The organism is Mycobacterium appelbergii (assembly GCF_032883035.1).
Taxonomy (GTDB): domain Bacteria; phylum Actinomycetota; class Actinomycetes; order Mycobacteriales; family Mycobacteriaceae; genus Mycobacterium; species Mycobacterium appelbergii.
Genome location: NZ_JAMQTH010000007.1, coordinates 87,020 through 112,832, shown reverse-complemented (window position 1 = coordinate 112,832; position 25,813 = coordinate 87,020). Strand labels below are relative to the sequence as shown.

Here is a 25,813-nt window from a genome sequence, read left to right as displayed (position 1 = left end):
CCCGCAAGCGCGTCACTGAGGCTGTCATGCAGGCCATCGCTGACGCCATCACCGCCATCGAGAACGACGCCAATATGCCGCGCACGAAACGGCAAATCGAAGCGATCACTGGCAAGAGTCACGACGCAGTCGCCCGTGCATTCGTTCAAGACCGAACCGAGAACAGCTCCTACCGTCTCAACAACCGCTTCGAGCAGCTGACCGCGAACCTGACGCGGGGTGACAGCCTGAACGCAGCGGCGGTCCGCAACGACCGGCAGATGATCGCTGAGCTACGCCAGAAGAACCGCGACCTACATAACCAACTTGACCGCTTCGCCACTGCGCTCTTCGCGCGGCACCTCGACGCCGAGAGTGAGCGACCCGAGATCGAACTTGTCACACGAATCCGGCGGGGGAGAGGTGAGTAGCCCGATCGATCATTTGGGCGTCCGCAAACGACTGTCGGTGCCGTCAATTAGAGTAACGTTATGCTTCGCCGACTCGATCTAAAGGGCCCCTGGCGTTCCTTGGATAAGGGCTTCTGGCCCGATGACCGGCCAATGGGTGGCCATACCGTGGTCTACGGCCACAACGGGAGCGGAAAATCCACACTGTCCGAGCTTTTACTGAGCCTGGCCGAGGGGCAAGGCGCTACGGACGTTGTTTGGGAAGATGAATGTAAACAGCGGACGTCCATCAACTCTGGTGGTACGAGTCCCTCACCCTTTATGGCCGTCTTCACGCGCAAGTGGGTGGAGTTCAACCTTTCTGCATTCCTGGATGGCAAGAGCGCCGCAGCGATCGTTACTTTGGGGCGAGACGCTATTGACGCCAAAGATGAGGAAGCTCGCCTAGAACAAGAGATCGAGCGGCTACGCAACCAAGTAGAGGAGGCCGAGAAGAATTGCAAAACAGCAAATCAGAAGGTTGATAAGCTTGCGCGTGAAGTGCAAGACAGAATCGTTGCTGAACTTAAAAAGTTCGATTACAACTATTTCACCAGGAATCGGTTCACCATTTCGAAAGTTTCGGAAGATCTACGTCGGTATACAGGTGAGTTTCCGAACGCTGAAGCCCACGCTGAAGCCTTGGTGCGACTAGGAGAACCAGCACCTGTGCCAGTCCGTGACGTTTCTGCAGCGCCCTCAGGTTTGGCTCATGAACTGCCAAGCTTGTCGGAGTTACTGGATGAGACGCCGACGCGGGTTGCTATCGAAAACTTGGACGGAAACCCGGGCGCGCAGTCCTGGGTTGAGCGCGGTCTCGCACTTCACGAGGAGTTGGAACACTGCCTATATTGCGGTGGTCGCATTGAGGAGGAACGTCGTCGTCAGCTGTCCCGTCATTTCGATGAGAGCTGGCTACAGATTCGTGGTCGCGCAAAGGCACTGCTCGGTGCAGTAACTCGCGAGAAGACCATGCTCGCCGGCTGGATCGACTCTTTGCCAAAAACGGAATCCCTTGCAGGCGAACTCCAGGCTGTCTACGGGAGCGCGGTCGAAGGCGCGTCGAACCACGTGGCGCAGCGCCTCGCGGCGCTCGATGCAGTCGAGGCTTCCCTGACCGTCAAGTGTGAGGACCCTAGTGCAACGCCCGACGAGCCGGACTGGTCCCCACTGTCTGAGCCATTCTCGATCGTTGTGCTTGTGGAGGCCGTAGCCGAGCACAACGATCAGGTGCGACGACACAACGAAGTGACCGCCGAACGAAAGCAAGCTGTTCACGATCATCTCATTGGCTCGCAATGCCAAGCATTTCGCGACTTGGAAGAACAAGCAAGGAAGTGCAAACGTGATAGCGAAACGAGCAGCCAGGCCGCGACACTTGCAGGACGTCGACTCGAAAAGGTTCGCCAGGAGAAGTTCACCACCAAGGACATGGCAGACACGCTTACGCGCGACCTCGCCCGTGTCTATGGGAAGAATCACCTCAGTGTTGCTGTCACAGAAGACGGTAAGTCGTATGCGTGCAGACGGGGCGACGACGTTGGTACAGATCTCAGCGAAGGTGAGCGAACCACACTTTCGCTGCTCTACTTCCTAAGGAAGTTGGAAGACGAACAGGTGCGCGGCGGCGATCCCTCTACGCGCATCGTAGTCATCGATGACCCTTCTAGCTCGCTCGACAGGGAGGCGCTTTTCGCGACCCATCAGTGGCTCATCGACATCTTGAAAGGCTTCGGCCAGTATGTCATCCTGACGCACGACTTCAGTCTGCTTCGGCTATTCATCAAGTCGCACAAAAATGCATGGGGCAAGTCCATGAAGCGCATCGCCGACGGCGAGGCTGACGAGATCTGTTTTCCGAAGGTCGCGTTCCTGGAGATGTATGCGGCAACGGTGGATGGTGAACGCGGGACGCGTATCGGCAAGCTCCCCAAACTGCTTCTCAACAACACGTCGGAATACGCCTACCTGTTTTCGATGGTGATGGCGGGAGTCGCTGACTCTGAAGATCACGAGCGCCTGTTTCTTCTTCCGAACGCCGCACGACGGGTGTTGGAGGTGTTTGCAAGTTACAAGGCGCCTCATCGAACGGACTTCCTCCAGCAGCTAGAAGTGCTCGTGCAGACCGACGAAAACGAGCCTTTCCGCGACGTCTTCGACTTCTGCAACAGGCACTCGCACGGAGAAGGCTGTGAAAGCGTCGATGTTCTCGACGCACGCGCCGTTCAGGGCCAAATCCGGCGATGCATGGAGTTCTTGAGGTCAGTCGACAAAGAACATTTCGAGCGCATGTGCAAAGCGGCCAACATTAATCCTGCTGTGCTGCCATGAGTCTCGGGTGATCACTGCTGAACCGACAAACGTTTCCGATCCGGTTTCTGCGAGCGTCGTGGTGAGCTGCTCAAGGTGATGCAGGGCGATAGTAAGCATGGCTCCATACAGGTGCGTGCCCTGCTGGCGAACGCTGGCGTGGCCCAGAGATGGATGTTTCGCCGACGAACTTTGGGCTTCCTCTAAGGGATATACTTCAGCAACCCCGACTTCTTCCACTTCGGGAGCGAGAAATCGCGAGCCGCTGGTACCGTGTAACTCAGGCTGGCCAGGATGGCGATGGGATATATACCGCCGAAAAAGAATGTTAAACTAATGCGCGCTGTCGCCCACAATGGAATCTGGGTTAGCAGAGCGGCGAATAGTGTTCCTGCAAGTGCCAGGAGGACTACGTTGAACGAAGTGTGGAGTATTCGATCGAGAGAGACTTTGCCTTCGAAGAAGTTGTCAGTCTCCATTTCGGGTGAGGCTTCTGGAGTGGCCGAATTCTGATCGGATTCGGCAGGTTTGCACGTGCGATATGCCCGCCATGCCGGGTATGCCAAGAGTGCTCCTATGCTCCACAGTAGATTTAATCCCGCCAGGTGCAGAGTGAGAAGCGATCCAATTAGGACCTCTATCATGATCACCAGATAGCGAACGTCAGAGTTCCACAGTCGGTCGGGTCTTATGAGGTCAGGGATCTCATTTAGAGCGCTCGACGTCCTGCGAATTGCAACGTCAGCCGAGCGGAATATGCAATATATCCCAAATGTGACAATGGTTAACACATACCACTGATTAGTCTGTTGCGTCGATTTTAAGTAAACTAGATTGGCTGCTGTCAACAATGCGATGGTAGCGGTAAGTACTGCAACTGAAAGCCAGCCGCCCATCTTTAAGGATAGTTCGAGTCGTTTGGACGCGGCGACCGGAGCCGTGCTTCGCGTTTTAATCCTATATGCGTCACCGTAACTCACGAGTATCCAACCCAACCCGCAGACAAGCACTGCACCTCCTACGGCGAGCATTCCGATAGCAACCATCCCCTGGCTCCATGTTTGTGCACAAAAGGCGTCAGTGGATTTGGTCTCGGGCGGAGCCTCTGCTCCAGCAACGGCGCCGAAAAGGAAGCTGGAAAGCGCGAGGCCAGGCACTCCTGCCGAAAATAGGGCGATAATATGGAAGCTAAGCCGACTGAATGTTACTAAGAGGCCAACGATTGCAACGATTAGAAAGCCCGTTAGGACCCCGGCTAGTGTTGAATATGGCGCTGTAGCGGTAAAGATGCTCCACGCCGTTCGCGTTGCGCAGGGGTCCATCGGATCAGTATGGGCGCCCCTCGACGCAAGCAGTGCCCATATTGCGGGAACCACCATTGCGCAGTGTCGTACTCTTTTTCGGGGGCAGGTGCTCTTGTTTCGGTTAGCCTGCGCATGCGGTCGTTCGGTCCGACGTAGAAGGGGCAAACCTCTAGGTCGCAGCGATCCACTGACCGCGGACGGCTTGCACGTCTCGGCTAGAGGGTAGGTTCGATCTACGGAAGACACCTCGCGGTCCCGGCGCGGATGAAGCGGCATACACACGACACGGAAGACACCGTGAATATGACAGTTAGCTCCACTTTTGAAGATGCAGGCCAGGGATTAAATCCCTGGCCTGTTTTCTTTTGGCCCCGACGCGCACCGCGATGATCAAAGCGCGGACACCGTCCTACCAGCAGTGAAACGATGCTGCGGTGAACGCAGGCGCGAACAGCGGTGGACTGACCGCGATGGGGAAGCTGTGATCCAAGGGTCAGGACGCCTCCTCGGGAAGTCTGCTGTGATCACCGGGGCAGCCTTCGGCATCGGCCGCGCGACCGCCGAGCTCTTCGCGCGCGAGGGCGCGCGGCTGACCTTGACCGACATCCAGGGTGATCCGCTGCTGGCGCTGGCCGATGAACTGCGGCGCGCCGATGCGGAGGTCGAGACGGTCATCGGCGACGTCTCGGTCGAGAAAGACGCGCGGCGGATGATCGGGGCGGCGGCCGACCGCTTCGGCCGGCTCGATGTGCTGGTGGCCAACGCCGGCATCATCCCGCTCGGTGATGTGACGGAGGTGACCGCCGCCGGCTGGGACGAGGTGATGGCCATCGACGGGCGCGGCATGTTCTTCACGTGCAAGTTCGCGATCGAGGCGATGCTGCCGACCGGCGGTGGCGCGATCGTCTGTCTGTCCTCGATCTCGGGACTGGCCGGCCAGAAACGGCAGGCGGCCTACGGCCCCGCCAAGTTCATCGCTACCGGCTTGACCAAGCATCTGGCTGTCGAGTGGGCCGATCAAGGAATCAGAGTCAACGCGGTTGCCCCCGGAACGATTCGAACCGAGCGGGTCAAGCGGCTCCCGGAGGAGCCGGGTGGCACGGAATACCTGGCGACGATCGAGCGGATGCATCCGATGGGCCGTCTCGGCGAACCGGCCGAAGTCGCCAACGCCATCGTCTTCCTTGCCTCTGACGACGCCTCCTTCATCACCGGCGTGGTGCTGCCTGTCGACGGGGGATACCTCGCGCAGTAGCGTTCGCCACGGTGATACCGACCGGGGTTGGGCTTCACATTGCCGTCTCTGCCTGGCGGGCAACCAGGCAGGTCAGGGACACAATCTCTGCTCTGGTTTCTTCTGCCGTCAATATTTCGTCCTGGAGGTGTGACCGAGACGGAACGCATCCATGCAGGCCGAGGGGGTTCGCCTGTCGTGGATACGGGTTAGATTGAGGAGTGTTTTCTCACCGCAAACCCAGCCCTGAGATGGGCAGTGTGCGGTCAGGTGGTCGCTGGGTCGGGCTTGGCGCTACTGCACTTCTCGTCGCCGGCGTCTCGCTGGTCACCCCTATCGCCCCGGTAGCGTCTGCCGACGACTGCGCCGACGCCGAGGTCGTCTTCGCGCGCGGCACCGATGAGCCTGCCGGTATGGGCCGTGTCGGCGACGCGTTCGTCGAATCCCTACGCAAGCAGGCCGTCGGCATGAACATCGACACCTACGCGGTGGACTACAAGGCCAGCAAGCTGCAGCTGCACGGTGGTGACGGCGCCAAAGACGCGATCTCGCACATCAAGTCCACGCTGTCCTCATGCCCCGACACCCAGATCGTGCTCGGCGGCTATTCGCAGGGTGCGAGCGTGATCAACATCGTGGCAGGCAACCCGCTGGGTGGCATCAAATGGGGCGATTCGCTGCCGCCTGAGTATGCGGACAACGTCGCGGCGATCACTACCTTCGGCGACGTGGGCACCCGCACCAAGCAATCGATTTCAACCCAGAGCGCACTGTTCGGGTCCAGGGCGATCGACCTGTGTAACCCCATGGATCCGATCTGTCACGAGGGTCAGGGCAACGAATGGAGCGGACACACCGAGGGCTACGTCCCCGTGTACACCACCCAGGCGGCGGCTTTCGCCGCGTCGAAGCTGCTGGCCGGTTCCGGTCAGTCGGTGCCCGGGTATGGGCCCGAAATGCCGGGCTACGGCCCGGATTCGTCGCTGTACGGCCCGGTGACGCCCGGCTACGGCCCGGACACGGCGTTGCACGGTCCGCAACCGGGGTATGGCCCGCAACCGGGATACGCCCCGACGACGCCGGATTACGGCCTACAGCCACCCGGGTCTGTCCCGTCGACAACCGCGCCGGTCTCACCGTCTCCTGCTCCTGACTACGGATTGGTCTCCGCAGTCCATTGAGGTCGGTAACGGGACCGCCGAAGCGGGTCCGGGTCGGCACGTGATGTTAATGCTCACAAAGCCGGGAGCCACGAGGTGACGGTCCAGATCTAGGCGGGCGCCGACTTCGTCATGTTCGCCGCTCGGTCCCTCCTGAACGCCGCAGCTCATAGCCCGGGGCGCCGAGAGCTTGGCCGGATTCATTGACAAGTCAGTGAAGTGGATCACATACTTATCCACGCGATGTTAACGCTCACATTCAGGATCTCGACGTAACCGATCGCCAGTCGATGTTCGTCTGAACCGTAGTCGCCGTCGTTTATCTCAAGGGCTCACCTAGGAGGATTTGATGCGGAAGTTGACTTGGCTTGCGGCCATGCTGGCCACGGTGGCCATGCTTGCCCTTTCCGGCTGTGGCCGGTCGACCGAGTCGGCCGGTGGGAACGACGGCACCAAGGGCACCGTCGGCATCGCCATGCCGACCAAGTCGTCCGAGCGCTGGGTCGCCGACGGTCAGAACATGGTCGACCAGTTCAAGGCGCTGGGATATGAGACCGACCTGCAGTACGGGGACGACGTCGTGCAGAACCAGGTCTCCCAGGTCGAGAACATGATCACCAAGGGGGTCAAGCTCTTGGTGATCGCCCCCATCGACGGCTCGTCGATGACCAACACGCTGCAACATGCCGCGGATCTTCACATCCCGGTGATCAGCTACGACCGGCTGATCAAGGGCACGCCCAACGTCGACTACTACGCGACCTTCGACAACTTCAAAGTCGGTGTCCTACAGGGCAACTACATCGTCGACACCCTCGGCCTGGCCGGCGGAAAGGGTCCGTTCAACCTCGAACTGTTCGCCGGCTCACCCGACGACAACAACGCCACATACTTTTTCCAGGGGGCGATGAGCGTGCTGCAGCCCTACATCGACAGTGGCCGGTTGGTCGTCAAGAGTGGTCAGACCTCCTTTGACCAGATCGCCACGCTGCGTTGGGACGGCGGGTTGGCCCAATCGAGGATGGACAATCTGCTCAGCCAGGCCTACACCAGTGGACGGGTGGACGCGGTGCTGTCTCCATATGACGGAATTTCGCGCGGCGTCATCTCGGCGCTGAAGAGCGCGGGATACGGCAATGCGGCGAAGCCGTTGCCGATCGTGACCGGACAAGACGCCGAGTTGGCGTCGGTGAAGTCGATCGTGGCGGGCGAACAGACCCAGACCGTCTTCAAGGACACCCGTGAACTCGCGAAAGCCGCTGTGCAGGAGGCAGATGCGGTCCTGACCGGCGGAACGCCGCAGGTCAACGACACCAAGACCTACGACAACGGGGTCAAGGTCGTGCCGTCCTACCTGCTGGACCCGGTCAGTGTGGACAAGTCCAACTACGAAAAGGTGCTGATCGATTCGAACTACTACACCCAGACGCAGGTCCAGTGACCCGGACACTTCTCGAAATGCGGGGAATCACGAAGGAATTCCCCGGCGTCAAGGCGCTGTCAGACGTTGACTTGTCGGTCCGTGCCGGGGCGATCCACGCGATATGCGGCGAGAACGGCGCGGGCAAGTCGACCTTGATGAAGGTGCTCAGCGGGGTGTACCCCCACGGAAGCTACGACGGTGACATCCTCTTCGACGGAAAGTCCTGCGAGTTCAGGGATATTCGGAGCAGCGAGCGATCTGGGATCGCGATCATCCACCAGGAGCTCGCGTTGGTGCCGTACCTGTCGATCGCCGAGAACGTGTTCCTGGGCAACGAGATCAGTCAGCGCGGCGTGATCGGCTGGGACCGGACGCTTACCGCCGCCCAGGCATTGCTGGACCGGGTCGGACTCCACGAGAGTCCGCAGACGCGCGTCGCCGATATCGGTGTCGGCAAGCAGCAGCTTGTCGAGATCGCCAAAGCCCTTGCCAAGGATGCGCGTCTGTTGATCCTGGATGAACCGACCGCGGCGCTCAACGATTCGGACAGCCGCCACCTGCTGGACCTCATCGCCGATCTGCGTACCCACGGCATCACGTCGATCATCATCTCGCACAAGCTCAACGAGGTCCTGCAGATCGCCGACTCCATCACCATCCTGCGCGACGGACAGACGATCGAGACGATCGAGGTGAACGACGATCTCACGGAGGACCGCATCGTCCGCGGAATGGTGGGTCGCGATCTCACCCACCGCTTTCCTCCACGCGAAGACCACGAGATCGGTGATGTCGCCTTCGCGGTGACCAACTGGACCGTGCTGCACCCCATCGACAAGCAGCGCAAGGTCGTCGACGATGTGTCATTGGACGTTCGTGCCGGCGAAATCGTCGGCGTCGCCGGGTTGGTCGGCGCCGGTCGGACAGAGCTGGCGATGAGCGTGTTCGGCCGGTCCTACGGCAGGTATGTCAGCGGCAAGGTCTTCAAGGACAACCGCGAAGTCAGCACCAGGACGGTATCGGATGCGATTCGTCACGGCATCGCGTACGCCACCGAGGACCGCAAACATCTCGGCCTGAACCTGATGGACAGCATCGCCCAGAGCATCACCCTGGCCTCGCTGGCGAAGGTCAGTAAGCGGTCGGTGATCGATCCGCACCAGGAGGCTGCCGTCGGTGAACGTTTCCGGGCATCGATGCGGATCAAGGCCTCATCGGTGTCGGCTGTCACCGGGAAGCTCTCGGGCGGCAACCAGCAGAAGGTGGTGTTGGGCAAATGGCTGTTCACCGATCCGGATGTGCTGATTCTCGACGAGCCGACCCGGGGCATCGACGTCGGAGCCAAATACGAGATCTACACGATCATCAACGAACTGGCATCGCGGGGGAAGGCGATTATCGTCATCTCGTCGGAATTGCCTGAGCTGCTCGGTCTTTGCGACCGAATCTTCACCCTGAGCCAGGGTCGACTCACCGGCGAGGTGGCCCGCGTCGACGCAACGCAGGAGACCCTCATGCGATACATGATGAAAGGACGTGCCTGAGTGACCGCGACCGTGAACCCAGAGTCTCTCCAGTCGGCGTCACCACCGTCCTCCGGACCCTCGCCGACCCCACCGGGTTTCCGTGCCCGACTGTCCGGGTACCTGATGTCGCACGTCCGCCAGTCGGGGATGATGGTGGCACTGGTCGCCATCGTGCTGCTGTTCCAGGTCTGGACCGGCGGAATTCTGCTGAAGCCGCTGAACGTCACCAACATCATCCAGCAGAACGGCTACATCCTGGTATTGGCCATCGGGATGGTCATTGTGATCATCAACGGCCACATCGATCTGTCCGTGGGATCGGTGGCCGGGTTCATCGGAGCGATGTCCGCGGTACTGATGGTGCGCAATGACATGCCCTGGCCCGTGGCGGTCGTGGCCTGCGTCGCGATGGGAGCCCTGATCGGCGCCTGGCAAGGGTTCTGGATCGCGTTCGTCGGGATCCCGTCATTCATCGTCACGCTCGGCGGCATGCTGGTGTTTCGCGGCGCCACCCAGTATCTGCTCGAGGGCCAGTCGATCGCTCCCATGCCACAGGGGCTCGAACAGGTCAGCAGCGGCTTCCTGCCGGAGTGGGGGACCAACGCGCTCTACCACTGGCCGACGGTCATTCTCGGCGGCGTCATGATGGTTGCGGCGGTGGTCGTGCAGATCCGCCGACGGCGTTCACAAACCCGCTATGCGCAACATGTTTCGAGCATCCCCGTGTTCATCGCAAAGTGTGTGGCAATCGTGGTGGCACTGGGGGCTGTGACGTTGCTGCTGGCCAGCTACCGCGGTGTCCCGATCGTCGGAATCATCCTGGTGGTGTTGACACTCGTCTACGCGTTCATGATGCGGAACACGGTCTTCGGGCGTCAGGTATACGCCGTCGGCGGAAATGCCGCGGCGGCAGCGCTTTCCGGTATCCGCAACCGGTGGGTCACCCTGCTGGTGTTCGTCAACATGGGCATGCTCGCGGCGGTCGCCGGGTTGATGTTCGCGGCCCGACTCAATTCCGCGACGCCGCAGGCCGGCATCAACTTCGAACTCGAGGCCATCGCCGCGGCATTCATCGGCGGCGCGTCTTCCAGCGGCGGCGTCGGCACCGTGTTCGGCGCCATCGTGGGCGGCCTGGTACTGGGTGTGCTCAACAACGGGATGTCGATTCTCGGCATCGGAAGCGATGTCCAGCAGGTGATCAAGGGCCTGGTGCTACTGGCCGCGGTGGGATTCGACGTCTACAACAAGCGCAAGGGCGGTCGGTGATGTCGCGGTTCAGAGCGTGAGGATGGCATCGCCACGGATGGTCAGTTCACTGCCGTCGAACGTGATGCCGCTGAGATCGGCCACGCTGGCGTCCACATCCTCACCCAGCGTCTGCGGACCCACGCCCACCACAACTCCCACACCGGCCGCACGGGCGGAGACGATTCCCAGATGGGCATCCTCGAACACCGCGCACGATCGCGGGTCGACCCCGAGCAGAGCTGCACCCGCCAGATAGGGCTCGGGCGCCGGCTTGCCTGCGCTCACATCGTCAGCCGTAACGAGCGCGCGGGGCGCGGGCAGGCCCGCGGAAACCAGCCGGGCTGAGGCCATCTCACGACCGCCGGAGGTGACCACTGCCCACGCGCCGGGTGGGCTTGATCGCAACAGTCCGACGGCGCCGGGTATGGCGGGTACCTCGGTGGCCAGCTCCACCTCCAGGTCCGACAACACCTGTGTTGCGTGAGCGACGTCGCCGGGGCTGACCAGTCTGGCCACCACGTCGGCCAGTCGGCGGCCGTGTTGGGCATCTCGGTGGAAATCGAAACCGGGAGCCCAGGTCTGCGCCCAACGGTTCCAGGCGGTCGCTGCGGCAGCGTGCGAATCCACGAGCACGCCATCGCTGTCGAACAGGATCCCAGCCACGCGGAATATTCGCGGAAGCATCACCGGGCCGTCCCACCGCTGCGGCCGCCGGGCGGAGCCGTGCTGTCCCGGACCACGAGATCTGCGGGGAGCAGCGCGGTTTCGGCTTCGGTTCCCGACAGTTGGGCGGCAACCAGGGTGATGGCGCGGTGGCCGACCGCCGCGAAATCCTGTCGGACGGTGGTGAGTGAGGGAATGAGATAGGCGGCCTCGGGTATGTCGTCGAAGCCGACGACGCTGACATCGCCGGGCACGCTGCGGCCGGCTTCGGCCAGTGCGTGCAGGATGCCGATCGCCATCTGATCGTTGGCCACGAACACGGCGGTGATGTCGTGTTGGTCGGCAATCTGTTGTCCTATGGCGTAGCCGCGCGCGGCACTCCAGTCGCCATGCCAGTCGGGGCGCGGAACCAGCCGGGCCGCCATCATGGCGTCCAGATAACCCTTGGTGCGGCCCGCCGCCTCAGGCCAGTTCGGGGGACCGCTGACATAAGCAATGGCGGTGTGGCCCAGGTCGATCAGGTGCTGCGTGGCCTTGCGGGCGCCGCCGACCTGGTCGACCCCGACTGACGGTCCGACGCCGGAGAGGTCGCCCTCGACCACGATCACGGGCACCCCGAAATCCTCGGAGCGCACCAGATTGAGTGCGTCCTGCTGCGCGGCTACCATCACGATCGATTCCACCGACAGTCGTGAAAGATGGTCTACTGCGCCCCGGATCTCTTGATGGGACACCGAAGCCAACGTCACCGTGCTGGAGAAGTATCCGGCATCGCGAGCGGCTTCCTCGACGGCGCGTTGAATACTCGTCGGCCCGTACTGTCCGGTGTTGCTTCCGATGATGCCGATGATGCCCGAACGATTGGTGACCAGGGCGCGTGCCGCGGTGTTGGGGCGGTATCCGAGCTGGGCGATGGCGTGCTCGACGCGCTGCCGGGTGTCCGGGCGAATGCTCGGTGACCCGTTGATCACTCGCGACACCGTCTGGTGCGACACACCGGCCAGGCGCGCGACGTCCGCCATCACCGGTTTGCGTGTCATGGATCCATTATCGCTGCGGTTCACCGTGGCTTCCTCACCAACACTCGTTGTACCAGCACGAAGGCCAAAAGCAGACCACCGGTCATGATGCGTGTCCAGTAGGAATCGAGGTTTTCGGCGGTGACGAACGTCTCGATGGTTCCCAGCACCAAGACCCCCACAAGCGCACCCGCGACGAAGCCGACTCCGCCGGCGAGGATCACCCCGCCGATGACGGCGGCGGCGATGGCGTCGAGCTCGAGCCCGACCCCGTTGAGGCTGTAGCCGGAAAGCTTCTGCACGGCAAGCAGGATTCCGGCGAGGGATGCGCAGAATCCGCTGATGACGTAGACCGATACGCGAGTTCCGGAGGCGTTGAGTCCCATCAACTGGGCCGACTGACGGTTACCACCGATCGCATACACCGTCTTGCCGAAGCGGGTGAGGTGCAGCACGTACATCGCACCGACGACAACCATCAGCGCGATGATCACCGGCCAGCGGATGAACTTGTCGTCGTAGAGGTAGAGATACGTCAAACTCAGCTTGCGCAGTGACGGGTCGTTGATCGGCAGCGAGTCGACGCTGACCACGTAACACAGCCCGCGGGCCAAGAACATTCCGGCCAGCGTGGCGACGAACGGCTGGACATCGAAGTGCTCGATGATCAGGCCCATCAACAGACCGAGCAGCGGGCCGACGATCATCACCGCGGTGAGCGCGATGGGTGCGGGCCAGCCGAGCTGAAGAGTCTTGGCGAGGATGACGGTCGACAGTGCCACCACGGACCCGACGCTCAGATCGATTCCACCGGTGAGGATCACGAACGTCATGCCCACGGCGAGCACGATGAGGTAGGCGTTGTCGACCAGTAGGTTGAGAAAGACCTGTGCGGGACTGGCGAATTGGTAACGGTCGAGAACTGCAGCGAACAGGACGATGAACAACACCAGTGTCGCGACCGGACCGACGAACCGGCCCTGGGAGTGGCGTCGAACGGCGCCCAACGCCCGCGCGGGCGCGGATGCCACGGTCGGCCTCTTGCCCGGCGGAGGTTCTGTGACAGTGGAGGTCATCGCTGATGCACCTTTGTGTCCGCGTCCTCAAGGGTTGTCTGGGCGGTTGTCGGCGGCGATGACGCCAACGTCCCGGTCAGAGGTTCGGGTGTCCTCACTGGACGCCCCGACGGACTCCGGCGAGCGCGCCCACCGCGCACCAGCGCGCGGAACTTGGCGGACTGCAGTAATACCACGGAGATCACCACCAGCGATTTGAAGACGAGTGTGATCTCAGGTCGGATACCGACGGTATAGACGGTGGTGGTGAGGGTTTGGATGATCAACGCGCCGATCACGGTGCCGGTCAGGCTGTAGCGACCGCCCAGCAGCGACGTGCCCCCGATGACGACGGCGAGGATCGCATCCATCTCAATCCAGAGTCCGGCGTTGTTCGCGTCGGCAGCCGAGATGTTCGACGCGATCATCAGGCCGGCGATCCCGGCGCACAACCCGCAGAACACGTATACCGCGAACACGATCGTGCGGCTGCGGACACCGGCCAGCCGGCTTGCTTCAGGGTTGATTCCGACCGCTTCGAGCAGCGTTCCCAACGCGGTCCACCGGGTCAACAGGGCGATGAGGACAAAGACCGCGAGACTCACGAGAATCGCGACCGGAAGCCCGAGGACGTAGCCCGCACCGAGCACCTTGAACGGGGGACTGGTCACCGTGATGATCTGTCCCTCGGTGACGAACAAGGCGATACCGCGCCCGGCAGTCATCAGCACGAGCGTGGCGATGATCGGCTGAATTCCGAGAACTGCCACCAATGTTCCATTCCACAGGCCCAGTGCAGCGGCTGCGACGAGCGCGAGCCCGACCGCGGAGCACACCGTTCCCACATTCGCCGGGTCATCGGCCGCTGCGATGTGTGAGCAGGCCAATGCACCCGAGATGGCGACGACGGCGCCGACCGACAGGTCGATCCCGCGGGACGCGATGACCAGCGTCATGCCCAGTGCGACCAACAGTGTCGGTGCACCGTTGCGCAGGATGTCGATCACACTGCCGTACAGATGCCCGTCCTGGATCCGGATACTCAGGAACTGTGGTGTCATGAACGCGTTGAGGGCGAGCAGCGCGACGAGAGCCACTGCCGGCCACAACAACGTTGTCCGACTGAGCTTTGTAATCACGGGGAGCTCCCGGCGATGAGAGCGGTGAGTGTCGACGACGCCGCGCCCGAATCGATCTGGGCGACACAGTGGCGGTCGCGCATCACCACGATCCGGTTGCAGATGCGGGTGACCTCGTCGAGTTCGGCCGAGATGAACACGATCGCTATTCCTTCACCCGCGAGTTCGGTGACGAGCTTCTGTATCTGCGCCTTCGCCCCGACATCGATGCCGCGCGTCGGTTCGTCGAGAATGAAAAGTTGCGGCTCAGTGATCAGCCAGCGGGCCAACAGCACCTTCTGCTGATTGCCGCCGCTGAGGTTCTTCAACAACGCCTCAGGGTTTCTCGGCCTGATATCCAGTGCTTCAAGGTATTTCGTGACCAGTGCATCCTTCACGCGGGTCGACAGCGGCCGGGCGAACCCCCGCCGCGCCTGCAGTGCGAGCATCAGATTGTCGCGCACGCTCAGATCGCCGACGACGCCCTCGTCCTTGCGGTTCTCGGAGGTAAACGCGAAGCCGTGTGAGATGGCCGATCGCGGTGTCCGTAGCGTCGTCCGCTTGCCGTGAATTTCGAGGTGACCAGAGCTGGCGCGGTCGGCGCCGAACAGTAGCCGGGCCAGTTCGGTGCGTCCTGATCCCAGTAGGCCTGCCAGGCCCAGGATCTCGCCCCGGCGGATATCCAGTGTCACGGGGTGAACGGCGGGGGTCCGGCCGAGATGGTCGGCGCGGAGCACGGGTTGGCCGGCGATCTCGGCGGTGGTCTGTGCCGCGACTTCAGCGACCTCGTCCAGAAGGTCGAGCTGGTGGCCCAGCATCGCCGCCACCAGGTCCAGTTTCGGTAGCTCCGTGGTCACATACTCACCGACGAGAGTTCCGTTGCGCAATACGGTCATCCGGTCGGAGATCGCATAGATCTGATCGAGGAAGTGCGATACGAACAGAATCGCGGTTCCGTCGGCGCGTAATTGCCGGATGACGCGGAACAGCTCGTCGACTTCCCGCGCGTCGAGGCTGGACGTGGGTTCGTCGAGTATGAGCACCTGTGCGTGCACGGCGGTGGCGCGGGCGATCGCGACCAACTGCTGGATCGCGATGGGATGCGATCCCAGCTGAGATCTGGGATCGAGGTGCAATTCGAGCTGAGAGAGCAGTTCGCGGGCCCGGCGATTGAGGCTGCGGTAGTCGATCCGCCCCCACCGCCGCGGTTCACGCCCGAGCAGAATGTTCTCGGCCACCGTGAGATTCGGGCACAAGTTCACTTCTTGGTAGACAGTGCTGATGCCCGCTTCCTGCGATTGTCGCGGCCCGGTGAAGGTCCGTGGCGTGCCATTGACGACGATGGATCCCGTGTCGATGTGGTACACGCCGGTCAGGGCTTTGATGAGCGTCGACTTGCCGGCGCCGTTCTCTCCGATCAACGCGTGTACCTCACCGGGCAACAGTCGGAAGTCGACCCGGTCAAGTGCTTTCACCCCGGGGAATTCGATACTGATGTCGTGCATCTCGACGACCGGTAGCGGCTCTGCGCCGGATGATGTCGTAGCGCCCACCCCTGCTCCTTTCGATGAGGGCGAGAGATGATCTACCCGGCCTGCCCTTTCAGTACTGGCGTTCGGGCAGTGCAGCCTTTGCCTGTTCCTGGTCGAACGCCTGATCAGGTGTCACGACGCGGCTGGGTACCGGTTCACCTGCAGCGACCTTCTTGGCGAGATCCATGAGTTGCGGGCCGAGCAGTGGGTTGCACTCGACGATGTAGTTGAGCTTCCCGTCCGCCAATGCCTGCATTCCGTCATGGGTGGCGTCGACGGCGACGATCTTGATATCAGAGCCCGGTTTCTTGCCTGCCGCTTCGATGGCTTCCATTGCGCCAAGGCCCATATCGTCGTTCTGGGCGAATACCACGTCGATCTGCGGGGTGGACTTCAGGAAGGCCTCCATGACCTGCTTGCCACCGGATCGGGTGAAGTCGCCGGTTTGAGATGCCACGACCTTGAGGTTGGGGTTACCCGAGATTCCCTCTGCGAAGCCGGTGTTGCGGTCGATGGCCGGATCGGCGCCTGTGGTGCCCTCCAGTTGGACGATGTGGATCGGGCCGCCGGCGGTCGCGTACTGCTGTGCCACCCACTGGCCGGCTCGACGGCCTTCATCGACGAAGTCAGCGCCGATGAACGTTTTGTAGACGTCTTTGTCCTGCGTATCAACGGCGCGGTCGGTCAGGATCACCGGAATTCCGGCATTCTTGGTTTCCTGAAGAACCGCGTCCCACCCGGTGCGAACCACGGGACTGAAGGCGATGACGTCCACACCTTGCTGGATGAAGGAACGGATCGCCGAGATCTGCTTCTCCTGTTCGCCGTTGGCGTCGGCGAACTTGAGGTTGACACCGGCGGCTTCCGCGGCGCTCTTGATCGACTCGGTGTTGGCGGTGCGCCATCCGCTCTCCGCGCCCACCTGGGCGAACCCGAGGGTGAGGGCACCGTCAGGTGCGCCAGCGTCCTGCCCTGCCGGCGCCTTTCCGCTTCCACACGCCGTGACTGCGGTCGCGACAGCGACGATGCCGATCGCCACGGCAAACATCTTTTTCACCAGAAGACTCCTTTTGGCAGCGGTGCGAGCTGGATCAGGACATGTGCGGGTTGACCGCTGTTCGCCGTGACTATGACGCCGATCACACTGCGCGATGTTAACGCTCACAGATGGCCGGGTCAAGGTGTTCTGGCCGTCGTCTGCTGGGTAGTGACACCATTGACCACGTTGTGATGTGAACGCTAACATCCATTCTTGTGACTCAGACCACAACGTTTCAGTGGGTAACACCGCCCACGTGGCACCGCCTGCCGGTCGGTGCAGTCGCGACGTCCCGACGACCCGTGATCGGCCGCCGCTCATGACCCCGGCGAAGTACGTCATCGGCGTCGACTTCGGTACGTTGTCGGGCCGGGCGCTCGTCGTGCGCGTCACTGACGGTCACGAGATGGCGTCCGCTGAGCACGAATACCGCCACGGCGTCATCTCGGAGGTGCTACCGGACCACCCGGAGATTCGCCTACCCGCCGACTACGCACTCCAGGTACCTGCGGACTACATCGATGTGCTGAGGTTCGCGGTGCCGGATGCGGTGGCGAAGGCGGGAATCGATCCGGGCGACATCGTCGGGCTCGGCACTGATTTCACCGCCTGCACAATGGTCGCCGCGACCGGCGACGGGACACCGGTCTGCCAACTCGAACAATTCGCGGATCGGCCGCACGCGTACGCCAAGTTGTGGCGCCATCATGCCGCGCAACCGCAGGCCGATCGCATCAACGCGCTCGCCGCGGCGCGTGGCGAGGCGTGGTTGCCCCGGTACGGCGGCTTGATCTCAAGCGAATGGGAGTTCGCAAAAGGGCTGCAGATACTCGAGGAAGACCCCGAGGTCTATGCGGCGATCGACCGCTGGGTGGAGGGTGCGGACTGGATCGTCTGGCAACTCACCGGGCGTTACGTGCGAAATATCAGCACGGCGGGATACAAGGCCATCCGCCAGGACGGCAGATATCCGTCAAGGAAGTTCCTGGCCGAACTCAACCCGGATTTCGCCGGTTTCGTCGAGGACAAGATCGAGCAACCCATCGGCCGTCTCGGCGAGGCGGCAGGCACGTTGACCGCGCAGGCCGCCGCGTGGACAGGTCTGCCGGAGGGTATCGCGGTCGCAGTGGGAAACATCGACGCCCACGTGACCGTCGCGGCCGCCGACGCCGCCGAACCGGGACGGCTGATCGCCATCATGGGTACCTCGACCTGCCATGTGATGAACGGCAAGTTCCTGCGCGAAGTCCCCGGAATGTGCGGAGTCGTCGAGGGCGGCATCACCGATGGCTTGTGGGGCTACGAAGCGGGGCAGTCCGGCGTCGGCGACATATTCGCCTGGTTCACCAAGAACTGTGTACCGCAAGAACATGAGCGGGAGGCAGCGCAGCGCGGAATGACGCTGCACGAACACCTGTCCGACCTGGCGGCAGCGCAGGCGGTCGGCGAGCACGGGCTGATCGCCTTGGACTGGCACAGCGGTAACCGTTCGGTCCTCGTCGACCACCACCTCTCCGGCATCATGGTGGGGCAGACATTGCACACGACCTGCGTCGACCAGTATCGCGCGCTGCTGGAAGCCACCGCGTTCGGCACCCGGATGATCGTGGAAACCTTTCAGCGAAGCGGTGTCCCGGTCGAGGAGCTCGTGGTGGCCGGCGGGCTGATCAAGAACCCGCTGCTGATGCAGATCTACGCCGATGTCACCGGATTGCCGCTGTCGTGCGTAACGTCCACGCAGGCACCGGCTCTCGGCGCAGCGATCCATGCCGCTGCGGCCGCTGGGGCGTACCGCAATGTGCCGACGGCGTCCGGGCGGATGGGTGGTCGCAGGAAGAGCGCGTTCACGCCGATCTCCGACAATGTCGTGCGCTACAACGCGCTCTATGCCGATTACGTCGAGCTGCATGACTGGTTCGGTCGCAAAAACCCGCTCATGCGTCGACTTCGCATACTACGAGGCCAAGCCGGTCTACGGGAAACGGTGGGTTCTGCACAATGACCATCTCGACCGAGATCGACTCGGTGATCCGCGATTTGCAGCGCCAGGTTTGTGACCTGCACGCTGAGCTGGTCCGCTACCAGTTGGTGATCTGGACTGCGGGCAATGTGTCCGCCCGGGTGCCCGGCCGGGACCTGATGGTCATCAAACCTTCAGGTGTGTCGTATGACTCGATGACATCCGATCAGATGGTGGTGTGTGACCTCGACGGTGAACTCGTCGACGGCGATCTGGCACCCTCATCGGACACCGCGGCACACGCCTATGTGTACCGGCACATGCCGGAGGTGGGTGGGGTGGTGCACACCCATTCGACCTATGCCACCGCATGGGCGGCCCGTGGGGAACCGATACCGTGTGTGTTGACGATGAGCGCTGACGAGTTCGGCGGCGACATCCCGGTGGGACCGTTCGCGATGATCGGTGATGACTCGATCGGCCGCGGAATCGTCGAAACCCTGCGGCACAGCAGATCGTGCGCTGTGCTGATGCGCAACCACGGTCCGTTCACGATCGGTCGGGACGCGCGCGCGGCAGTCAAAGCGGCGGTGATGGTCGAGGATGTTGCCCGCACCGTGCACATCAGTCTTCAGCTCGGCGCCCCGGCCGCGATATCCGCGGCCGATGTGGGGCGGCTCTACGACCGCTATCAGAACGTCTACGGACAGCAGCCGAGCTCGCACAGCGTCATTCAGGAAGGCTGAAAGTGCCGAAAAGTATGACCGGCCAGGAGGTATGGTTCGTCACAGGAAGCCAGGCATTGTACGGTGAGCACATTCTGGATCAGGTCGCCGACCAGTCGCGCGAACTCGCTGACCAGCTGGACGCCAGCCCGGATCTTCCTGTCCCGGTGCGTTGGCGGCCTGTGGTGACCACCAGCGCAGCCATCTACGACGTACTGCGCGACGCGAGTGCCCGCCCGGAGTGCGCCGGCGTGATCGCCTGGATGCACACCTTCTCGCCGGCCAAGATGTGGATCCGCGGCCTCAACGGCCTGCAGAAGCCACTACTACACCTGCATACCCAATTCGGTGTCGAGATCCCCTGGGACAGCATCGATATGGATTTCATGAATCTCAACCAGGCGGCGCACGGCGACCGCGAGTTCGGCTACATCCAATCGCGGTTGTCGATACCACGCACCACCGTCGCGGGCCACGTCAGTGACTCGCGGACGACCTCCCGCATCGGCTCCTGGATGCGCGCGGCACTCGGGGCGTCCGAGTTGCAGGGTCTGCGTATCGCCCGGTTCGGTGACAACATGCGTGACGTCGCGGTCACGGAAGGGGACAAGGTCGAGGCGGAGTCCCATTTCGGGATGTCGGTGAACACCTACTCGGTGAATGATCTGGCGGATGCGGTGTTCCAGGTCAGCGACCGCGAAATCGACAAGCTGGTAGACGAGTACGAGGACACCTACGACGTCGCCGAAGAACTGCGACGGGGACGGGAACGACATGCCTCGCTGCGGGAAGGTGCCCGCATCGAACTCGGGCTGCGGGGCTTTCTCGTCAGCGGCGGGTTCGGCGCCTTCACGACGAACTTCGAGGACCTCGGCGCGCTGCGTCAATTGCCGGGAATCGCCGTTCAGCGGTTGATGGCCGACGGTTTCGGATTCGGCGCCGAAGGCGACTGGAAGACGGCGGCGATGGTGCGCGCCGTCAAGACCATGGGTGTCGGGTTGCCTGGTGGCACTTCGTTTATGGAGGATTACACCTATGACCTGACGCCAGGGGCCGAACGGATCCTCGGTGCCCACATGCTGGAAGTATGTCCGACTATCGCGGCGCAGACGCCGACCGTTGAGGTGCACCCGCTCGGCATCGGAGGGCGTGAGGATCCGGTGCGGCTCAGGTTTACCGGAGCCCCGGGTGATGGTGTGGTGCTGGGTATTTGCGACATGGGTACCCGATTCCGATTGGTGGCCAATCACGTGACGGTGGTGGAACCGTCGGCAGCCTTGCCGAAGCTGCCCGTTGCGTGTGCGGTCTGGGAGCCCAAGCCGTCGTGGTCGACATCGACAGAGGCCTGGCTGATGGCGGGGGGTCCGCATCACACTGTGCTCACCACGTCGGTATCGGCGGACACCATCGGCGATTTCGCGACGATCACCGCGACCGAACTGCTCGATATCGATGAGAACACCACCCCGCGCAGCTTCCAACGTGAGTTGCGATGGAACGCCGTCTATCACCACATCGCGGCGGGCCTCTGAGCCGGGCCTCTCATTCGGAGTTGCAGCCCGGCTGCGGAGCGCGGTCAAATGCGGGTGCGAAGCGATTCCTGCACTGACAGTCGCGGGGCGCGGGGAAGGGGTTCGTTCGCCTCGGACTCCCGAAACGAATCGATGGCGAGGGCGGCAAAGCGCCGTGCCGCTGTCTCACGGGCTGCGGGCGCGATCGATGTGAGTCCCCGTCCGGCAAGTAGAACGAGCACGAGGTCGTCGATGACGAAGTCGTGACGCAATCCGCCGGCCGACTTTGCCCGCCGGGTCAGGTCCGTGAGCATCCCCAGCAGCAATCGCCGGTGAGCGGCGAATGTGTCGGGCTCGGGGTGTGTGGACACGAACGCGTCCACGAACCCCTGGTTGCGGCTGTTGAGCACGCTGATCTGTTCGATGACGGAGCAGAACCCCCGCCATGGCTCGGGATCGGCGCAGCCGTCTTCCACGATTCCTCGACATGAGTGCAGTTCGTCTTCGAAGGCCGCGTCCACCAGTAGTTGCTTGGTGGGGAACCGGCGGTACAGGGTTGCCGGTCCTACTCCGGCACGACGCGCGACCTCCCGCATGGTGATGTCGATTCCGCGTTCCGCGAACAGTTCCCGTGCGGCTTTGACGGCTCTGTCGCGGTTGTCCCGGGCGTCGGAGCGGAGCATGTGAGGCAATTCGTCGGTCATGGTTCTCACTTCGCAGAAGTGGACGCAGGCGTCCATTACCGTCGCCACGGTACCGCAGAACCCGAACACGATGGAGACGAAGAATGCGCGCAGTGGCGATTCAGCGATTCGGCGACCCGAGCGGCATGGCGGTGATCGAACTGCCGGCGCCGGGCCCGGCCCCCGGGCAGGTGGTCATCGCCACCGAGGCCATCGGAGTGGGCGGCGTCGACGCCGTGATTCGCCGCGGGACCCTTGGCGGCTATGGCTTCAGTGAGGGATTGGTGCCCGGCAGCGAGGTGGCAGGCATCGTGACTGCGGTCGGTGCCGACGGCGACACGTCGTGGATCGGTCGGCGCGTATGGGCGTTCACCGGCACCGGAGGCGGCTACGTCGAGCAGGCGGTCGCGCGGGTCGATGACGTCGTCGCGCTCCCGGAGGCGCTGTCGTCGATCGATGCGGTCACCCTCGGTAGCGCGGCTCCGGTTGCCCACTTTGCGCTCGCCCACGCGCATTTCGCTTCCGGCGAGTCTGTTCTGGTGCGCGGTGCGGCAGGCAGCATCGGGATCGCGACGGTGGAACTCGCGGTGCGCGGCGGCGCAGGCGCAATCGCCGTGACCACGTCATCGCCCGAGCGTGGCAGAAGGCTTCGCGACCTCGGTGCGACACACGTATTGGACCGCGCCGGGCACGGCGATCCGACCGGACCGACGTCGTTCGATGTGATCATCGACATCGTCGGCGGAGCAGAGGTGCCCGCGTTCGTCGACCGACTCGCGGCGAACGGACGCATGGTCGTCGCCGGCGTGGTGGCAGGCTGGCCTCCGGCGGACTTCGGCATGCGGCTCATCGGCGCATTCCAACAGTCCCGCTCGTTCGCCACCTTCAGTCTCGACACCGTTCCGGTCGGTCGCAGAGACGCGGTGCGAGCCGAACAATTTGCCGCCGCCGGACGTGGGGAACTGCACGCCGTGGTTCACGAGGTCCTGCCCTTGGAACGGGCCGCTGAAGCACACCGTCAGATGGATCATGGCGAAGTGTTCGGGCGGGTGGTCCTCATTCCGTGAGTCCGACGTCGGTCTCTCGCCGAGCGCGGGCGCGGCGTTTGCCTTCATGCATGGCGGCGACGCGGGCGACGGGAATCGTGTGGCCCTGCGCAATGAGATCGTCGGGCAGGCGCTGCGGGGCCGGCATCGAGTCTGCCCATGGGTCACGGCCGGCGAGTGCGCCCACCGCGGTGAGCACAGTGAAATCGGCGGGGGAGACCTGCTCGAGATCCGACCAGGCCAGCGGGAACGACACGGGTATGCCCGGACGCAGCCGAGGACTGTAAACCGCGGCGACAGTCGCGCCGCCCGAGCGGGTCGAGTCCACGAACACCTTGCCTGCCCGGTCCTCGACGATGAAGGCGGTGGTGGCGATGGCGGGGTCGAGCGCCTCGGCGCGGTCGGCGAGGGCGCGGGTGGCGGCGGCCACGTCCTCGCCGGGGATGCTGTCGTCGACCGGGACGAATATGTGCACGCCCCGTGAGCCACTGGTCTTGACGGCGCCGGTGAGGCCGCAATCCGTCAGGGCTTGCCGCACCAGGTGCGCGACGGCCACCACCGCGGCGAAGTCGTCGACACCGGGCGGGTCAAGGTCCAGTACCAGATGCGTGGGTTGATAGATGTTGTCGGCGAGGCCCAGGGCCGGGTGGTATTCGATCGCGCGCTGATTGGCCAGCCAGAGCAATGTGCGTCGGTCGTTGCACAACGCGTATCGAACTTCACGCTGGGACGCCTCCGCCCACATCGAGACGGTCGGAATCCAGTCGGGCGTGTACTTGGGAACGTTCTTCTGCATGAACGGTTTTCGTCCACGCAGTGCCCGCAATACGGTGAGCGGACGGTCGGTGAGACCAGGCAGGATCCGATCGGCGACGGCGTCGAGGTAGTCCACGAGATCGCGCTTGGTGGGCCCCGGCCCGCTCCCCGCACTCAACGTCTGGTCGAGATTGGTCAGGTCGACCCCAGCGCGTTGCTCTCCAGCGCTCATCCAGCCACCCTACGGCGGGTCGTTTCCGCCGACAGACAGGAAGAAATGCTGAGCGCTGTTACTTCTTGTTGCCTCCGGGCCGCGGGGGAGGCGGCGGCTTGGCTTTGGTGGTCGGCTCGAACTTGCCGCCCTTTTTCGGGTCGTACGTACCCTTCTCGGCCATGGTGATACCCCTCACTTCTTCGACCTTCGGCCACGTTATCGAGATACCGCGAACCACGTGCGAGAACGCCGAGATCTCACCCCGCGCATCGCCGCTGGACCCGCGACGCCCGGTTGCGACACGGTCACGGATGCATATCCATCGATGCATCACTGATCGCAATAGCCTCACTGATCACTATTGTCACATCTGCCAACTGTTGACGTCGCTGCGACGTCCCCTCCGGGAAGGTGTGACATGTCGCGACGTCCTCGAATCGCCTCGATTCCGATGGCGTCGGCGGCCGCTATCGGTCTCATTGTTGCGATCGGTGTAGCGCCGCCGGCGTTCGCCGAACCGTGCGAAGGCGCTGCGGCAGCGGCACGGCCCCTGCCGAATCAGGCGTTCCAGATCCCGAATCCGTCCAAGATCGCACCGCTGAACCGCCCGATTGGGCACAAGCCCGTCGGTGCGAATGACCAGGCGCCGCTACCTCGTCTGGGTCAGCTGCCGCTGGCCATCCTCAAAGCGCTCATTCCGAAGTCCGGGCAGAAGTCCGGGCAGGTGAAGCAGGAAGCGGCAGTCGTACCTTCACCCAATCCGGTGGCCGCCCAACCGGTTCCCGCCGTACCGCAGCCGGTTCCGGCCCCAGCGGCGGCCCAACCGGCTCCGGCGCCTGCGCAACCTCCCGGGACATCGATCGTCGGATGGGTGACCGGGCCCGACAGTCCGAACGAGACGATCAAACGGTTCGCCATCACCGGGACCGACCTCGGGATCATGTGGGACAACGGCGATCCCGCCAACCGACAGGTGCTGATGGCCTTCGGGGACACCAACGGCTATTGCGACATCCCGGGCAAGCAGTGGCGGTACAACGCGTTGTTCCGCAGCCAGGACGGCGCGCTGTCGAAGACGGTCGCTGTCCCCAATGGCGTTGTCGGCAACAAGTATTCCGGCTCGCCCGTGTGGCGGCAGGGCATCTCGAAGCAGATCATCAACAGCATCGGGCGGGCGCCGGAGGAAACGGGCATCATTCCGACGGCGGGCATCGCCGTGGGAGGGAAGCAACTACTGAACTTCATGTCGATCAGGGACTGGAACAGCCCGGGATCGTGGTCGACGAACTTCTCGGCAATCGCGGTGTCGCAGGACAATGGCGAGAATTGGGGCGTCTACCCGGGCACCATCCGTACGCCCGCCGCCGGTAATGAGAACTTCCAGATGGGGGCGTTCCTCAAGCCCGGGCCCGGCGATCCGTACGTCTACACATTCGGGACACCCAACGGGCGTGGTGGATCGGCCTATCTGGCGCGAGTGTCCCCGGGTTTCATACCGGATCTCACGAGATACGAATACTGGAACGCCGATCGCAATGCCTGGGTGCCGGGCAATCCGGCGGCCGCGACCCCGGTGATCCCTGGGCCGGTGAGCGAAATGTCGGCCCAATACAACACGTATCTCAAGCAGTACCTCGCGCTCTACGGCAATGGTGCCAACGACATCGTGATGCGGACCGCGCCGGCTCCGCAAGGACCATGGGGCCCTGAGCAGCTGCTCGTGCCGTCGTCGCAGATCCCTGGCGGGATCTACGCGCCGTACCTTCACCCGTGGTCGACGGGCAAGGAGCTGTACTACAACCTGTCGCTGTGGTCGGCGTACAACGTGATGCTGATGAAGACGGTGCTGCCTTAGACCG

The 25,813-nt window shown here is 63.0% G+C and carries 20 protein-coding genes; 12 read left to right on the top strand and 8 right to left on the bottom strand.

Annotated features, from left to right (window positions below):
- The first annotated feature begins 26 nt into the window (after positions 1-26).
- From M1247_RS17225 to mmsB, 7 genes are all read left to right on the top strand, one after another.
- Entirely contained in the window at positions 27-410 is a 384-nt protein-coding gene (locus M1247_RS17225; protein ID WP_317157580.1) for a hypothetical protein, read from the top strand.
- A gap of 60 nt (positions 411-470) precedes the next feature.
- Positions 471-2,759 (top strand): AAA family ATPase, encoded by a 2,289-nt coding sequence (locus M1247_RS17220; protein ID WP_317157579.1) that lies wholly within the window; start codon positions 471-473, stop codon positions 2,757-2,759.
- Positions 2,760-4,523: 1,764 nt separating this feature from the next.
- Positions 4,524-5,297, top strand: coding sequence for an SDR family NAD(P)-dependent oxidoreductase (locus M1247_RS17215; protein ID WP_317157578.1), 774 nt, complete (start codon positions 4,524-4,526; stop codon positions 5,295-5,297).
- 230 nt (positions 5,298-5,527) lie between these two features.
- Positions 5,528-6,457: a cutinase family protein gene (locus tag M1247_RS17210; RefSeq protein ID WP_317157577.1), complete on the top strand. Its 930-nt coding sequence runs from the start codon at positions 5,528-5,530 to the stop codon at positions 6,455-6,457.
- 328 nt (positions 6,458-6,785) lie between these two features.
- Positions 6,786-7,877 carry a multiple monosaccharide ABC transporter substrate-binding protein gene (gene chvE / locus M1247_RS17205; protein ID WP_317157576.1) on the top strand — a complete coding sequence of 364 codons (1,092 nt, stop codon included), beginning with the start codon at positions 6,786-6,788 and terminating at the stop codon, positions 7,875-7,877.
- 17 nt (positions 7,878-7,894) lie between these two features.
- Complete coding sequence (mmsA, locus tag M1247_RS17200; protein WP_317157575.1) at positions 7,895-9,403, top strand: multiple monosaccharide ABC transporter ATP-binding protein; 1,509 nt, start codon at positions 7,895-7,897, stop codon at positions 9,401-9,403.
- Positions 9,404-10,651: a multiple monosaccharide ABC transporter permease gene (mmsB, locus tag M1247_RS17195; protein ID WP_317157574.1), complete on the top strand. Its 1,248-nt coding sequence runs from the start codon at positions 9,404-9,406 to the stop codon at positions 10,649-10,651. It abuts the gene before it with no gap.
- Positions 10,652-10,660: 9 nt separating this feature from the next.
- Here mmsB and M1247_RS17190 read toward each other — a convergent pair whose 3' ends face one another.
- From M1247_RS17190 to M1247_RS17165, 6 genes are read right to left on the bottom strand one after another with little or no spacing between them, the layout of a single operon-like run.
- Positions 10,661-11,296: an HAD-IA family hydrolase gene (locus tag M1247_RS17190; protein ID WP_317157573.1), complete on the bottom strand. Its 636-nt coding sequence runs from the start codon at positions 11,294-11,296 to the stop codon at positions 10,661-10,663.
- Positions 11,297-11,316: 20 nt separating this feature from the next.
- Positions 11,317-12,336: a LacI family DNA-binding transcriptional regulator gene (locus tag M1247_RS17185; RefSeq protein ID WP_317157572.1), complete on the bottom strand. Its 1,020-nt coding sequence runs from the start codon at positions 12,334-12,336 to the stop codon at positions 11,317-11,319.
- 20 nt (positions 12,337-12,356) lie between these two features.
- Positions 12,357-13,391 (bottom strand): ABC transporter permease subunit, encoded by a 1,035-nt coding sequence (locus M1247_RS17180; RefSeq protein WP_317157571.1) that lies wholly within the window; start codon positions 13,389-13,391, stop codon positions 12,357-12,359.
- The gene (locus M1247_RS17175; protein WP_317157570.1) at positions 13,388-14,509 is read right to left on the bottom strand and encodes an ABC transporter permease; all 1,122 of its coding nucleotides are present in this window, start codon (positions 14,507-14,509) and stop codon (positions 13,388-13,390) included. Before M1247_RS17175 ends, M1247_RS17180 begins: the two co-directional genes overlap by 4 nt.
- Complete coding sequence (locus tag M1247_RS17170) at positions 14,506-16,041, bottom strand: sugar ABC transporter ATP-binding protein (protein ID WP_317157569.1); 1,536 nt, start codon at positions 16,039-16,041, stop codon at positions 14,506-14,508. The genes M1247_RS17175 and M1247_RS17170 overlap by 4 nt, the downstream gene beginning before the upstream one ends.
- Before the next feature lie 49 nt (positions 16,042-16,090).
- Positions 16,091-17,068, bottom strand: coding sequence for an ABC transporter substrate-binding protein (locus tag M1247_RS17165; protein ID WP_317157887.1), 978 nt, complete (start codon positions 17,066-17,068; stop codon positions 16,091-16,093).
- A gap of 310 nt (positions 17,069-17,378) precedes the next feature.
- On the opposite strand from M1247_RS17165, the gene araB reads away from it, so the two are divergent.
- The 3 genes from araB to araA are packed head-to-tail and all read left to right on the top strand — an operon-like array spanning position 17,379 to position 21,276.
- Positions 17,379-19,061, top strand: a complete 1,683-nt coding sequence (araB, locus tag M1247_RS17160) for a ribulokinase (RefSeq protein ID WP_317157886.1) — start codon at positions 17,379-17,381, stop codon at positions 19,059-19,061.
- Positions 19,058-19,765 carry an L-ribulose-5-phosphate 4-epimerase gene (locus M1247_RS17155; RefSeq protein WP_317157568.1) on the top strand — a complete coding sequence of 236 codons (708 nt, stop codon included), beginning with the start codon at positions 19,058-19,060 and terminating at the stop codon, positions 19,763-19,765. Before araB ends, M1247_RS17155 begins: the two co-directional genes overlap by 4 nt.
- Before the next feature lie 14 nt (positions 19,766-19,779).
- A complete protein-coding gene (araA, locus tag M1247_RS17150; RefSeq protein WP_317157567.1) occupies positions 19,780-21,276 on the top strand; it encodes an L-arabinose isomerase in 1,497 nt (498 codons plus the stop codon).
- A 44-nt stretch (positions 21,277-21,320) separates the two neighbouring features.
- On the opposite strand, the gene M1247_RS17145 is transcribed toward araA, so the two are convergent.
- A complete protein-coding gene (locus M1247_RS17145; RefSeq protein WP_317157566.1) occupies positions 21,321-21,959 on the bottom strand; it encodes a TetR/AcrR family transcriptional regulator in 639 nt (212 codons plus the stop codon).
- An 83-nt stretch (positions 21,960-22,042) separates the two neighbouring features.
- On the opposite strand from M1247_RS17145, the gene M1247_RS17140 reads away from it, so the two are divergent.
- On the top strand, positions 22,043-23,005 hold the full coding sequence (locus M1247_RS17140) for a zinc-binding dehydrogenase (RefSeq protein ID WP_317157565.1): 963 nt from the start codon (positions 22,043-22,045) through the stop codon (positions 23,003-23,005).
- Here M1247_RS17140 and M1247_RS17135 read toward each other — a convergent pair.
- Positions 22,995-23,972, bottom strand: coding sequence for a DNA polymerase domain-containing protein (locus M1247_RS17135; protein WP_317157564.1), 978 nt, complete (start codon positions 23,970-23,972; stop codon positions 22,995-22,997). The two genes, M1247_RS17140 and M1247_RS17135, sit on opposite strands and share 11 nt — an antisense overlap.
- 400 nt (positions 23,973-24,372) lie before the next feature.
- On the opposite strand from M1247_RS17135, the gene M1247_RS17130 reads away from it, so the two are divergent.
- Complete coding sequence (locus M1247_RS17130; RefSeq protein WP_317157563.1) at positions 24,373-25,809, top strand: glycoside hydrolase family 183 protein; 1,437 nt, start codon at positions 24,373-24,375, stop codon at positions 25,807-25,809.
- Positions 25,810-25,813: the final 4 nt, after the last annotated feature.